The sequence below is a fragment of the Aliisedimentitalea scapharcae genome (genome assembly GCF_045277565.1).
GTDB classification, from domain to species: domain Bacteria; phylum Pseudomonadota; class Alphaproteobacteria; order Rhodobacterales; family Rhodobacteraceae; genus Aliisedimentitalea; species Aliisedimentitalea scapharcae.
On the sequence record NZ_CP123584.1, the window covers coordinates 3,126,913 to 3,140,953 of the forward strand.

Sequence of the window (14,041 nt, forward strand, 5' to 3'; positions counted from 1 at the left end):
TCAGGCCACCGGCATCCTCTGTTCGACGATCTCGGCCCACCAGCTGCAGCCAGCCGGGATTACTTCGTCGTTAAAATTGTATTCCGGGTGGTGCACCATGGCCGTGTCGCCATTGCCAACCAGAATATAGGCACCGGGGCGCTCTTCGAGCATATAGGCAAAATCTTCGCCGCCCATGACCAGCGGAGCCTCTTCGCAAGTACCAGATACATCCGACGCCACCTTGGCGGCAAATTCGGTCTGGGCCTCAGAATTGACCATCACGGGGTAACCACGGTCATAGGTGATATCGGCAGATCCACCAAACGTTGCCGCAATCCCATTACAGATCTCGTGAATGCGTTTGTCAGCCAGCTCCCGCATTTCCTGGCTCAGGGTGCGTACTGTGCCCTTCAGCTGTACCCGCTGCGGGATCACGTTGAACGCCTTGGAGGACGTCTCGAATGAGGTCACGGAGACCACCAATTGATCAATCGGATCGGCGTTGCGCGACGCGATCGTCTGCAGCGCCAGCACCGTCTGGGCAGCCATCACTGTTGTGTCCACGGTTTCCTGTGGTTTTGCCGCGTGACCGCCACGCCCCTCCAATGTGATATCAAACGTGTCGGTCGCAGCAAAAAACGCGCCGGGACGGATGGCAAAGGACCCCACCGGACGGCCCGGCCAGTTGTGCATGCCGTACACTTCCTGAATGTTCCAGCGGTCCATCATGCCATCATCGCACATGACCTTGCCTCCGCCGCCCCCTTCTTCGGCAGGCTGAAAAATCACCACAACGGTGCCATCGAAATTACGGGTTTCCGAAAGGTATTTTGCCGCGCCCAGCAGCATCGCGGTATGGCCATCATGACCACAGGCATGCATCGCGCCGTCGGTCTTGGACGCATAGTCCAACCCCGTCGCTTCATGGATCGGCAAAGCGTCCATATCCGCACGCAGGCCAATCACCTTGCCGGCTGTATCAGTCTTGCCCTTGATCACACCGACCACACCGGTGCGGCCAATACCGGTGACGATCTCGTCACAGCCAAAGGTTTTGAGCTTTTCCGCCACCAGCGCGCTGGTGCGGTGCGTCTCGAACAGGATTTCAGGATTTTCGTGAATGTCACGACGCCATTCGGTGATTTCGGTCTGCAACTCGGCAAAGCGGTTCTTGACGGGCATTGGGGTCTTCTCCTTCAAAGCTCAACTCGTCTTGCGCCCTGAGATCGCGCAAGAAATTCAAATTTCGAACCGGGCTGCGGGTTTCTGCGAAACCCGGTCCCGGTCCGACAGGCGTCGCATGCCTGCTGCCTCAGGCAGCAGGCATGCGACGCTCGACCATTTCGGCAAACCACGAACACCCCAGCGGGATGATCTCGTCGTTGAAGTCATATTCCGGATGGTGCAGCCCTGCGCTGTCGCCGTTGCCAAGAATGATAAAGGCTCCCGGGCGCTCTTCGAGCATGAAAGAGAAATCCTCTCCCCCCATCACCATCGGAGCCTCTGCGCAGCTGCCGCCCACATCCACCGCAACCTGGCGAGCAAAAGCCGTCTGATCCGGCGCGTTCACCGTTACCGGAACTCCCCTGTCATATGTCACCTGGGCCGTTCCACCAAAGGCCAGTGCGATATCACGCACCAGCGCGCCCAGACGGGCTTGGATCAGGTCACGCATCTCGCCGGAATGGGTCCGCACGGTTCCGCGCAGTCGGGCAGATTGGGGGATCACATTGAAGGCAGTCGAGGAGGTCTCCACCGAGGTTACCGACACAACCGCCTGGAGCGTCGGGTTCACGTTGCGCGACATGATGGTCTGCAAGGCGACAATCACCTGGCTGAGCATCACTGTCGTATCAACCGTGTCCTGCGGTTTCGCCGCATGGCCTCCGCGCCCGGTCAGCCTAATGTCGAATACATCCGCCGCAGCGAGCAACGGGCCGGAGCGGATGGCAAACTGCCCGGTGTCCAGCCCCGGAACATTGTGCATGGCATAGACTTCCTGAATACCGAACCGGTCCATCAGCCCATCCTTGCACATGGCTTCGGCACCATTGCCGCCTTCTTCGGCAGGTTGAAAGATCACCACCACAGTGCCATCGAAATTCCGCGTCTCGCTCAGATACTTGGCCGCGCCCAGCACCATCGCCGTGTGTCCGTCATGCCCACAGGCATGCATGGCACCCGGCGTTTTCGACGCATGTTCCAGCCCGGTCTGTTCTTGCATCGGCAGCGCGTCCATGTCACCCCGCAGCCCGATAACGGCCCCTTTGGTGTCACTGCGCCCCCGGATCACTCCGACGACGCCGGTGCGCCCGATGCCGGTCACCACCTCGTCACAGCCGAACTCTCGCAACTTATCCGCCACCAATGCGCTGGTGCGGTGGGTGTCATACAGGATCTCTGGGTTTTCGTGGATGTCGCGTCGCCACGCGGCGATTTCACCGTGCAATTCGGCCAAACGGTTCTTGATCGGCATGAAACTTCTCCCCCCTTGTCGACCGGCCCGGATCAGGCCACCGGCATGCGCCGCTCCACCAGCTCGGCGAACCAGCTGCACCCCAATGGGATCGCCTCGTCGTCAAAAACATAGGATGGATGGTGACACATTTCGGTATCGCCATTGCCCAGGAAAATATAGGCACCCGGCCGCTCTTCCAGCATATAGGAAAAATCCTCGGACGGCATGATCGGGTCGGTGGCATCATCGACGTGCCCCGAAACGGCGCGGGCGGCATCGGCGGCAAACCCGGTTTCATCAGGCGTGTTCACCGTCACGGGATACCCCTGCGTCCAAGTGACATCCGCGCGCGCGCCAAGCGCCGAGGCGGTATCGGTCGCAATCCGACGCACCCGCTCTTCGGCCATCGTGCGATACTCAGGGTCCAGCGTCCTGACGGTCCCCCGCATCGTCGCGGTATGGGCGATCACATTTGACGCCACGCTGTCGGTTTCGAATGTCCCAACCGTCAACACAACCTGTTTGATCGGGTCCACGTTGCGCGACACGATGGTCTGCAGTGACAACAGGATCTGCGCGGCCACCAGGGTACTGTCCACCGCTTCATGCGGGGCCGCAGCATGACCACCGCGCCCTGTTACGACAATTTCAAATTCGTCAGATGACGCCAGCAATGCACCGGGCCGGATTGCAAATGAACCCACAGGCATCCCCGGCATGTTGTGCAGCCCATAAACCTCCTGGATGTTCCAGCGGTCCATCATCCCGTCCTTGCACATCTCGAGACCGCCGCCGCCGCCTTCTTCGGCAGGTTGAAAGATCAACACGACTTTGCCATCGAAATTGCGTGTCTCGGCCAAGTATTTCGCGGCCCCCAGCAGAATAGACGTGTGCCCGTCATGACCACAGGCATGCATCTTGCCCGGCACAGTTGACGCATAGTCGAGCCCCGTCGCCTCTGTGATCGGCAGTGCATCCATATCAGCGCGCAGGCCGATAACCTTGCCCGCCGTGTCGGTTTTGCCCTCGATCACCGCGACCACACCGGTTTTTCCGATCCCGGTGGTGATGTCACTGATCCCAAAGTCTTTCAACCGATCCACCACAAAAGCCGCAGTTTCATGCACGTCAAATTGCAATTCGGGATGCCGGTGCAAATGGCGGCGCCATTCTGTGATCTCGCCCTGCATTTCGGCAAATCTGTTCTTGATCGGCATGTTTCCCCCAAACGGCTGATGGTGCTTGTCTTGTGCAGGAACTGTCTGCCACCCAGTCGTGCAGCGCAAGTCACAATGTCGCAGGTTTCGCCGGTAGAGGACGCCACGTCACCCGTCGTCCGATCAGGCGTATTTGTCGCCCACCTCCTGCCGCGCCGGGTGGGTGTCGTAATAGATCCGCATATCAGTAAACAGATCCTGATCGTCAAAAGTGAAATGGTCCACCCCTTCGAACAAGATCTTGTCGCCGCCGTGCAGGGTCCAGTCATAACGGAAACGCGCCGCCGCTGTCGTCTCGCCCACCAGCACATCCAAGACCGTCAAGATGCTTTGGGCCGAAGCATTGTCCAGCTTGGCGTAAAACTCCCCGGCCTTTATCACGCCCAGGAATGGCGAATGAACCAGCCCGTCGGGGGTAAACATCGCCACAATGGCATCAATGTTGCCAGCGGTCATATGGTCGAAATAGGTTTGGACCAGGTGGCGACGATGATTGGACATGAATTCACTCCTGCAACCGCTGAACCAGGCGACGCATAAAGTCATGCCCAGCATTGAATTGTTCGATGCTGATGAATTCGTCCGGCTGATGGGCCTGCGCGATATCGCCGGGGCCGCAAATCACGGCTGAATATCCGGCCTGCTGGAATTGCCCGGCTTCGGTGCCATAGCTGACCACATGACCGGCATTGTCACCGGTGATCGCCCGCACCAATGCTTCGGCCTCCCCATCCTGTTCCGGCACCAACGCTGGCACATCAAAGCGTTTTTCCACATCAATCCGGGCCTCGGGACGGATCGCCTGCATGTCTGCCTGAACCCGTGCGACTTCGGCCAGATAAGCGTCACGCCAGACATCGGCCTGTTCGCCTGGCACCACACGGAAATCAACCATGAACCGACAGTCTTTGGCGGTGATATTATGGGCGGTCCCCCCCTCGATCATGCCCACGTGGCACGTCGTCCATGGCGGCGTGAACATCGCGGCAATGGTTCCCGGTTCGCGCGCCATGTTTTCCGCATTGCGCAGATTTGCCCAGTCAATCAGACGCGCACCTTGCATGATCGCGCTGACCCCGGTGTGCATGAGCGAGCTGTGCACCTCGAAACCGACCACATGGGTTGCGAACCCCTGCCCGCCCTTGTGGCCTGTCACCGCCTTCATCACCGACGGCTCTCCAACAATCACCGATGACCCCTTGGGCATCAGCGGCTGCATTGCCTCGATCATCGGCGGCGCGCCCGTACACCCGATTTCCTCATCAAAGCTGAGCGCCAGTTGCAGCGGGCGTTTCACGCCCGAGCGTTTTGCTTCGACCAGGGCCCAGATCGCCAGCGCATCGAAGCCTTTCATGTCGCAGGTGCCACGGCCAAAGTATTTTCCGTCCCGCTCAGTGACGGTGAATGGATCGCTGCTCCAGGGCTGGCCATCTATGGGCACCACATCCGTGTGCCCCGACAGGACAACCGCGCCTTCGACCTCGGGCCCGACATGGGCAAAGGTGGCCGCCTTGTGTGGCTGGACCGGGTCAACCCAGCGGTGGCTGTCGATGCCATGCCCGGCCAGATAGTCCTGCACCCAATCAACCAGCGGCAGGTTGGTGTCGCGGCTGACGGTGGGAAAAGAGATCAATTTGGTCATGATCTCACGTGGGGAGAGGTGTTGGGTCATTGCTGCTCCTCAGACCGCTGCGCATCCGGCGCGGTTTGGAATTCGAGTATTTTCAACGAGAAGAAACCCGGGGTGTTGCACCCCTGTTAACGGGATTTCAACCGTGATGCTGTCGTTTGTATGTGCGGTACAGGCTGGAGAGCCGATGGCCGTACGAGGAGAAGCCCCGAGACCCCGCCGGTGTTCCGTCTGACGGTCAGGCCGGGTCGAGGGGTGGACCTTCTCGAAGAAAACGCAGCCCCCTGCTTCTTCTCGTTCCAAATACTCAAATCCAGCCTTTCCCCAAGTGATACCTGAAGCGCTTGCACGCTCCCGGCGCAACTTAGTACCCACTGTCGGTGGTCAGCACGTAGTGGCCCGGTTCTACCTCGTTATATTCCGACGGGGCCGGGTCGTAGTCCAGACCATGGATCGGCGAGGGAATCGGTTTGAAGTTCAGGTCCTTTTCCGACTTGCGACGGTGTGGGTCTGCAATCGGCACCGCCTTCATCAGGGCCTGTGTATAGGGATGTTGGGGGTTTTCAAACACGCGGGCGCGCGGCCCCATTTCCACGATGCGACCCAGATACATCACCCCCACATGATGGCTGACCCGTTCGACAACGGCCATGTCGTGGCTGATGAACAAAAAGCTAAGCCCCAGTTCGGCCTGCAGCTCCATCATCAGGTTCAGAACCTGTGCCTGCACCGAAACGTCCAGCGCCGATACGGCTTCATCCGCGATGATCAGCTTCGGGTTCAGCGCCAGAGCCCGTGCAATGGCGATCCGTTGGCGTTGCCCGCCCGACAACTCGTGCGGATAGCGGCGCATGAAGCTGCGCGGCAGTTCGACCCGATCAAACAGATGCGCAACGCGGTCGCTGCGTTCCGATCCCGTTGTCAGGCCATAATTGCGCATCGGTTCGGCAACCTGTTCCTCCAGCTTCATCTTTGGATTCAACGACGCAAATGGATCCTGAAAAATCATTTGCATATCCAGCCGCGCATCGCGCAGGCCGGATTGGTCCAGCTTCATGATATCGACGCCGTCCAGATCGATTTCGCCCGCAATCGGTTCCACTAGCCGGAGAATCGAGCGCCCGGCCGAAGATTTTCCACAGCCCGATTCGCCCACCAACGACAGGGTCTGCCCCTTGTTCAGGGTAAATGAGACGTCTTCGACCGCATGGACATTGGCGATGGTTCGACGGAAAAAGCCGCCCTTGACCGGGAAACGGGTCGTCAGCCCCTTGACCTTGAGCAGCGGGGCTTCGGTTCCCGGGATCGGTAACAGTTCACCCTGATCCACCCCCAGCAGCTTCATCGGTTCGGGATATGCCTTGCCCCGCATTTCGCCCAGTTTCGGCACCGCCGCCAACAGCGCCTTGGTGTAATCATGCGTCGGATTCTCGAAGATCTCGGTGACGCTGCCCTCTTCGACCTTGTTGCCGCGGAACATGACCACCACACGGTCGGCCATCTGGGCCACCACGGCCATGTCGTGGGTGATGAACATCACCGCTGTGCCGGTTTCCCGTTTCAGTCGGTCCATCAGTGCCAGAATTTCCGCCTGAATGGTCACGTCCAGCGCCGTTGTCGGTTCGTCCGCGATCAGCAGGCGTGGCTCGCAGGCCATCGCCATGGCGATCACCACCCGCTGACGCATCCCCCCCGAAAGCTCATGCGGGAATTGCGACATGCGCCGTTCAGGTTCCGGGATACGCACCTCGCGCAGCAGTTCGATCGCGCGGGCCTCGGCCGCGGCTTTGCTCAGCCCCTTGTGAACCCGCAACCCTTCGGTCAGCTGGCGGCCAACGGTGAACACAGGGTTCAACGCCGTCATCGGCTCCTGAAAGATCATGCCAATCTCATTGCCGCGGATCTGTTTCATCAGGTCCTGATCCGCATCGGCCAGATCCATGTTCCCGCCCGAACGACGATCAAAGATCAAACGTCCGCCTGCGATCTCTCCGCCGCCGAATTCAACCAATCGCATCAGCGACAGCGACGAAACCGATTTGCCCGACCCTGATTCGCCGACGATACAAACCGTTTCGCCCGGATTGACATCGAAGGAGACATTTTCGACGCCAACCACCGGACCATCCTTGGTCTGGAACTCGACACGCAGCTCTTTGATCTGTGCAATAGGTTGATCCAGCACCAGTGTTTTCCCCGTGTCCGTGAATTGTTTCTTGGATCCAAAAGCTAGGCGCATGCCGGGATGGCGTCAAACCAAAGCTGCAAATTTCGCTACGGCAAGGCTTGCATTTTTTTGAAACTCTGTTTCGATGCGCTGAGTGACAAGTCTCGGGGGATGACAATTTGCGGCCGAAAACAGGTTGCAAATTCTGTTTTTTTTCAGCATCTTAACTCCGGGATTGTGCAACGCAGATCCACTTGGTCTGCAGACAAGAACGAGACACAAATGTGTCCAACAAGGAGTGAAAAATGAAAATAAAAGCCCTTTTGCTCGGCGCAATTGCCAGCACGGCCTTTGCCCCAATGGCTATGGCCGAACGCGGCTCGGACGGAAATGTCAGCATTATCTACTGGCAGGCCCCATCGATTCTAAACCCGTTCCTGTCAGGCGGCACCAAGGACACCGAAGCGGCGTCTCTGGTTGTTGAGCCGCTTGCCCGTTACGACCAGAACGGCAATCTTGTTGCGTGGCTGGCGAGCGAAGTTCCGACCGTGGACAACGGTGGAGTCAGCGAAGACCTGACCTCGATCACCTGGAAGATCGCACCGGGCCTGACCTGGTCGGATGGCTCAGCTTTTACAGCCAACGACGTAAAATTCACCGCTGACTATTGCATGCATCCGGAAGGTGGCTGTGCGCAGTTGTCGAAATACGAGGGCGTTACCGACGTCAGCGTCGTTGATGATCTGACCGTCAAAGTCACCTTTGGTGGTCCGACCCCGTTCCCCTATGGCCCCTTTGTCGGCAACGAAAGCCCGATCATCCAGCAGGCTCAATTCGAAAACTGCATGGGTGCCAAAGCGCCCGAATGCACTGAAGCGAACTTTAACCCGGTTGGCACAGGTCCGTTCGTGGTGGATGAATTCCGCCCCAACGACGTGATTTCCATGTCGGCCAACCAGAACTATCGCGATCCGGCCAAGCCCGCGTTTGCAACACTGACCTTCAAGGGTGGTGGCGACGCAACGGCGGCAGGTCGTGCTGTGATGGAGACCGGCGAATTTGACTATGCCTGGAATCTGCAGCTGGCACCGGAAGTGATCGCCCAGATGCAAGAAGGCGGCAAAGGCACACCGATTGCCGGCTTTGGCCCGCTGGTTGAACGCATCATGGTCAACAACACCAACCCCGATCCGGCGTTGGGTCCGGATGAACGCGCGGTTGTGCGTCCCAACCCCAAGACCGCAGACCCGGCCGTACGCAAGGCCATGTCGATGGCCATTGACCGTCCGTTGTTGGTGGAAATCGGCTATGGCCAGGCGGGCAAGCTGACCTGTAACCTGGTTCCGGCCCCGGCGATCTATGCATCGGACAACACATCCTGTCTGACTCAGGACATCGCAGGTGCCAACAAGATGCTGGATGATGCCGGTTGGGCCAAAGGAGCCGACGGTATCCGGGCCAAGGATGGCGTCCGCCTCAGCTTCACCTACCAGACTTCGACCAACGCCGTGCGTCAGGACTTCCAAGCCCTGATCAAACAGTGGTGGAGCGAAATCGGTATCGACGCCGAGCTGCGCAACCTGAACGCATCGGTCTTCTTTGGTGGGGATCCGGGTTCGCCTGACACCTTCCAGAAGTTCTATGCCGACGTTGAAATGTATGCCAACACCTTCAATGGTACAGATCCACAGTCCTATCTGGGCAACTACCTGTGTGACAAAGCACCCAGCCCTGCATCCCAGTGGCAGGGCGAGAACATCTCGCGCTTCTGTGATCCGGCCTATGATGAGCTGCACAAGAAGCTGACCCAGACTGCCGGAATCGATGCACGCGCAGAGATCGCCCGTCAGCTGAATGACATGATCATCGAAAGCGGATCGGTTATTCCGCTGGTGCACCGTGGTCGTCTGTCGGCGCATTCAAACACGCTGGGTGGTGTCATCCTGAATGTTTGGGACAGCGAAATCTGGAACGCTGCCGATTGGTACCGCAAAGACGGCGCCTGATACGATCTGAGACTTGCGCCCCGGCCCATCGGCCGGGGCCTTGCGTTTTTGCAACGCAGGGCCTTGACCCGACCCGGGACGCGGGTAAACACCCTCAGCTCAAAACTTAGAAGACTAAGCTGCAAAGGCGCCCCTGAATGCTGACCTTTACAATCCGGCGATTGGTTCTAGCCGTTCCGACGCTTTTGTTCATCAGTCTTGTGATCTTCCTGCTGCTGGAACTGGCACCAGGCGACCCCATGGCCCAGGTCCCCCTGACCGTCCCCCCCGAAGTCAAAGAGAAAATGCGCGAGGCCCTGGGTTTGGGGCAACCGATGCATATCCGGTTCTGGAAGTGGATCGTCCAGTTTTTCTGGATCGAGCCCCAGGTCCTGATCGATTCGATTTTTGGCACCGCATTCTCCGCAGGCGATCTGCGAGTCATCTCGTGGCAGACCCGTTCGCCCGTCATGGACATCGTGGTCCAGCGGATCCCGCAGACCCTGTGGGTTGTGGGCACGGCTTACCTGGTGGCCATCGTCATCGCGATTCCCATTGGTATCTATTCCGCCTATCGCCAATACAGCTGGTTCGACCAGGCCGGGACATTCGTGTCGATGGTCGGGTTTTCGGTGCCGCCGTTCTTTTCCGGCGTATTGGTCATCGTGATCTTTTCGGTGCAACTGGGCTGGTTCCCATCGATTTACGATACCACTCTGGTGGTCAACAGCTGGGACAGTTTCGTCAAACAGCTGCAACAGATGGTGATGCCGGTGATGGTGTTGGCGTTGCAGATCACCGCCCAGCTCAGCCGGTTCATGCGGGCGTCGATGCTGGACAACCTGAACCAGGATTACGTGCGCACGGCCCGGGCCAAAGGTCTGAGCGAATACACCGTTGTGATGGTCCATGTGCTGCGCAATTCGATGATCCCGGTCGTCACAGTCATCGCCCTGGGAATTCCCGCGATCTTTGGCGGTGCCATCATCACCGAACAGGTGTTCAAGGTGAACGGAATCGGCCAGCTTCTGATCGGTGCGATTCAGGCCAATGACCTGCCCATGGTGCAGACGCTGACCTTCATCTTCGCAGTGCTGATCGTTCTCTTCAACCTCGTCGCAGACGTGCTCTACGGCATTCTTGATCCGAGGATCCGCTATGACTGAGCTTTCCAATCCCGTCCCCACGGCCCCGCCGCGCAGTCAATGGCTGGACGTCTGGGACCAGTTCAAGACCCACAAGGGTGCCATGATCGGCGCGATTCTGTTCATCATGATCGTGCTTGGCGTCTATCTGGGCCCGTTCTTCTGGGATATCGACCCGACCCGGATCGACATCCGCTCTCGCAATCAGGGCATGACGTTTGCGCACCCCTTTGGCACCGACCAACTGGGTCGCGACATGCTGGCCCGGATGATGGCCGGTGGACAGACATCTGTGTCGGTCGGCATTACCGCAATGTTGCTGGCGCTGTTCCTGGGATCGTTCATCGGTGTGCTGGCCGGGTTCTTCAAGAAGCTCGACGGGCCGTTGATGCGGCTGACCGACCTGTTTCTGGCCTTGCCGCTGCTGCCGCTGTTGCTGGTCATGATGTTGCTGTTCCGCGAACGGCTGAATGCAATGTTCGGGCTGGAACAGGGAATTTTCATCCTGATCGTGGTCTCGATCGGGATCACATCATGGATGCCGACCGCACGGATCGTGCGCGGCGATGTTCTGGCGCTGAAGGAACGGGAGTTTGTTTTGGCCGCCCGATCCATCGGCACCACCAATACCAAGCTGATCACCCGGCACATCCTGCCCAATGTCCTGTCTCCGATCATGGTGTCCGCGACGCTGGGGATTGCTACCGCGATCATCACCGAAAGCGCGCTTTCGTTCCTGGGACTGGGCTTTCCGCCGGATTTCCCGACGTGGGGTCGTCTGTTGTTTGATGCGACCGACTATCTGCAACAACACCCCGAACGGGTGTTCTGGCCCGGTATGGCGATCTCGCTGACGGTGCTTAGCGTCAACTATCTGGGCGATGGTCTGCGCGACGCATTGGATCCGCGGATCCGCGGCCGCTGAGCTCCAAAAAAGAACATGAATACAGCCGCCCCACCCGGGCGGCTGTTTTTGTTTCACCCACCCCGATATTGCAGAATTGGATTTTGAAACCCGCCCCTCATCCAGAAGGATTTCCCGAACGGGAGCGATGAATCATATTCACATACCATTGATTTTGATTTCATTCCCGATCAAGTGGGAAATAATTCTGTTTCCGGCTGGAGAAAGACATGTTCGAGACATTCGGGTTTGAAGATACTACCGCACGCGAGGTCAGCGTTCTGTTTGCCTTGGGTTTGGGACTGCTGTTCGGTCTGCTGGCGCAGATCACGCGGTTCTGTTTTCGCCGCGCCATCGTCGGTGACGATCGCAAACAGGCCGCCGGTGTCTGGTTCATGGCGCTCGCACTGGCGGTTATGGGGACGCAAGCAGCGGCCCACGTCGGTTGGATTTCCTTTGACAGCCACCGCCTGATGTCATCCGACCTGCCGGTTTTGGTCATCCTTGCGGGTGGCCTGCTCTTTGGGGGTGGCATGGTCTTGACCCGGGGCTGTATTTCCCGTCTGACCGTCCTGAGCGGCGCGGGTAACCTGCGGGCGCTGACCTGCGTCGTGGTCTTTGCCATAGCGGCCCACGCAACGCTCAAGGGGGTTCTGGCCCCTCTTGCGGCCACCCTACGTCAAACAACCGTCGATCTGGGCGGCACGGTTTCACTGGCCGCCCTGCCCGGCGGCGCACTGGTCTGGAGCGCGATTCTTGTGGCACTGGCGATCTTTATCGCTGTTCGCTCAGGAGCCCGCCCGGCCCTGTTGTTGGGGGCGGGTCTGATCGGTGCGTTGGTGCCGTTGGGTTGGGTCGGGACCGGGTTCATCCTGTTTGACGAATTCGACCCGATCGCCATGGAAAGCCTGTCCTTTACCCGACCATCAGCCGATGCGTTGTTCTATACCATCGCGTCAACGTCGATCCCCGCCGGTTTTGGCAGCGCGCTGATCGGTGGCGTATTGATCGGCGGGTTGGTCGCGGCCCTGTTGACCCGTCAATTCCGCTGGCAGAGCTTTGACAGCCCGCGCCAGACCGGCCGGTATCTGGCCGGTGCGTCTTTGATGGGGGTCGGTGGGGTTCTGGCCGGTGGATGTACTGTTGGGGCCGGGCTGGCCGGCATCCCAACGCTCAGCTTTGCGGCGTTCTTGGCCCTGGCGGCGATTGCCGCCGGTGGTTGGGGCACGGCAAAGCTGCTTAATGCAGCTTTTGACGGATCCGACGGATCGCCAGCCAGACCAGACCTACAACCGGCAGAGTAATCCCGGCCGTCAACGTGCCCTTGCTGACCTCCAGCACATCCGCCAAAGGGTACACCATGTAGCTTACCAGCGAGACTGCGTAATAGCTGATCGCCACCACGGACAGACCTTCGACGGTGTGCTGCAAACGCAGGGCCGTATCTGCCCGCCTGTCCATGCTCTCCAACAGCGCCTGATTCTGGGCGCTGCGTGCCACATCCACCTGGGTCCGCAAAAGCTCTCCGGCGCGGGTTGCCCGATCCGCCAGCCGCGCGACGCGCTGTTGGGTGGACTTCACCGTGCGCATGGCCGGGTCATAGCGGCGGATCATGAATTCGGAAAACGTCTGTCGCCCCATGAAACGCTCTTCTCGCAGCAATGCAATCCGCTGGTTGACGATGGCTTCGTAGGCCCCTGTGGCCCCAAATCGAAACGCCGCCCGGGCACCGATGGTTTCCAGCTCGGTTGCGACGGACAGCAAGGGCGGCAGGGTCTCATCCGCGCGGGCCTGCCCATCTGACAGTTCGATCATCAATGCGCTCAGCCGGGTGTCCAGTTCGCCAATACGGGCTGACAGCCCCCGCACCCGCGAAAACCCAAGCATCGACATCGCCTTGTAGGTTTCGATTTCACACAGCCGCTGTACGATCCGGCCGATCCGTCGTTCGCCCGTTCCTGCGGACACAAAGACGGCGAACCGCATATGGCCTGCGCTATCAATCCGGAAATCCCCCCCCGCAATGGCGCTGTCATCCAACACAGATGAGATGGCCAGGCTTTCGGGAACGAACCAATCGTTCAGACACGCCAGGATCGTGTCGGGGTCCGGGCGTTCCTGAACCCGCATCAGGATCGACGTGATCCGCTGCCCCGGAGCGGCCTCCAGCCAATCCTGGGGAAACACCGAAAAGTCATGCGGGTCAAACGCCCGTGCGCCGACGCCATCAGAAAACACTGTATAGCTGACGAATTCGGTATGACTTTCCCATTTCAGCGTATGGCGACCGATTTGCACCGAATGATGCGTGGCACCGGGCTGCGGGTGCGCGGCCCCGTGCCGGTCCAGCAGGTCGATCAGATGTGCCAGATCCTGTTGCCGGTCCCGATGGGCCGCCTCATGGGGTTGTTTGACCGCCAGATAGGCAATCGTACAGGGGCTGGTCATGGCCGGGAATGGGCGGGCATGCAGCTCGTTGGTCAGCTGATACCGCAATGGATGGTCTGTGATCGTCTGCACGTGCGCTCTCCAAGGTTGCTCCACGTTATACCA

11 protein-coding genes are annotated in these 14,041 nt (G+C 59.3%); 4 read left to right on the forward strand and 7 right to left on the reverse strand.

Annotated features, from left to right (window positions below; genetic code table 11):
- The 6 genes from QEZ52_RS14655 to QEZ52_RS14680 all read right to left on the reverse strand — a co-directional run bounded on the left by QEZ52_RS14655 (nucleotide 1) and on the right by QEZ52_RS14680 (nucleotide 7,472).
- A complete protein-coding gene (locus QEZ52_RS14655) occupies nucleotides 1-1,164 on the reverse strand; it encodes a M20 aminoacylase family protein (RefSeq protein ID WP_406645156.1) in 1,164 nt (387 codons plus the stop codon).
- A gap of 130 nt (nucleotides 1,165-1,294) precedes the next feature.
- Nucleotides 1,295-2,458: a M20 aminoacylase family protein gene (locus QEZ52_RS14660; RefSeq protein WP_406645157.1), complete on the reverse strand. Its 1,164-nt coding sequence runs from the start codon at nucleotides 2,456-2,458 to the stop codon at nucleotides 1,295-1,297.
- A gap of 32 nt (nucleotides 2,459-2,490) precedes the next feature.
- Complete coding sequence (locus QEZ52_RS14665; protein ID WP_406645158.1) at nucleotides 2,491-3,657, reverse strand: M20 aminoacylase family protein; 1,167 nt, start codon at nucleotides 3,655-3,657, stop codon at nucleotides 2,491-2,493.
- Nucleotides 3,658-3,780: 123 nt separating this feature from the next.
- Nucleotides 3,781-4,158, reverse strand: coding sequence for a nuclear transport factor 2 family protein (locus tag QEZ52_RS14670; RefSeq protein ID WP_406645159.1), 378 nt, complete (start codon nucleotides 4,156-4,158; stop codon nucleotides 3,781-3,783).
- A 4-nt stretch (nucleotides 4,159-4,162) separates the two neighbouring features.
- Nucleotides 4,163-5,329, reverse strand: coding sequence for an acetylornithine deacetylase (gene argE / locus QEZ52_RS14675; protein ID WP_406645160.1), 1,167 nt, complete (start codon nucleotides 5,327-5,329; stop codon nucleotides 4,163-4,165).
- Between the two features lie 322 nt (nucleotides 5,330-5,651).
- Nucleotides 5,652-7,472 carry an ABC transporter ATP-binding protein gene (locus QEZ52_RS14680; RefSeq protein WP_406645161.1) on the reverse strand — a complete coding sequence of 607 codons (1,821 nt, stop codon included), beginning with the start codon at nucleotides 7,470-7,472 and terminating at the stop codon, nucleotides 5,652-5,654.
- 287 nt (nucleotides 7,473-7,759) lie between these two features.
- Between QEZ52_RS14680 and QEZ52_RS14685 the strand changes: the two genes are divergently transcribed.
- From QEZ52_RS14685 to QEZ52_RS14700, 4 genes are all read left to right on the forward strand, one after another.
- Nucleotides 7,760-9,460, forward strand: coding sequence for a peptide ABC transporter substrate-binding protein (locus QEZ52_RS14685; RefSeq protein WP_406645163.1), 1,701 nt, complete (start codon nucleotides 7,760-7,762; stop codon nucleotides 9,458-9,460).
- A gap of 137 nt (nucleotides 9,461-9,597) precedes the next feature.
- Nucleotides 9,598-10,605 (forward strand): ABC transporter permease, encoded by a 1,008-nt coding sequence (locus QEZ52_RS14690; protein ID WP_406645164.1) that lies wholly within the window; start codon nucleotides 9,598-9,600, stop codon nucleotides 10,603-10,605.
- On the forward strand, nucleotides 10,598-11,509 hold the full coding sequence (locus QEZ52_RS14695; protein WP_406645166.1) for an ABC transporter permease: 912 nt from the start codon (nucleotides 10,598-10,600) through the stop codon (nucleotides 11,507-11,509). Before QEZ52_RS14690 ends, QEZ52_RS14695 begins: the two co-directional genes overlap by 8 nt.
- 209 nt (nucleotides 11,510-11,718) lie before the next feature.
- Nucleotides 11,719-12,792, forward strand: coding sequence for a YeeE/YedE family protein (locus QEZ52_RS14700; RefSeq protein ID WP_406645168.1), 1,074 nt, complete (start codon nucleotides 11,719-11,721; stop codon nucleotides 12,790-12,792).
- On the opposite strand, the gene QEZ52_RS14705 is transcribed toward QEZ52_RS14700, so the two are convergent.
- The gene (locus QEZ52_RS14705; protein ID WP_406645169.1) at nucleotides 12,728-14,008 is read right to left on the reverse strand and encodes a DUF3422 family protein; all 1,281 of its coding nucleotides are present in this window, start codon (nucleotides 14,006-14,008) and stop codon (nucleotides 12,728-12,730) included. The two genes, QEZ52_RS14700 and QEZ52_RS14705, sit on opposite strands and share 65 nt — an antisense overlap.
- Nucleotides 14,009-14,041: the final 33 nt, after the last annotated feature.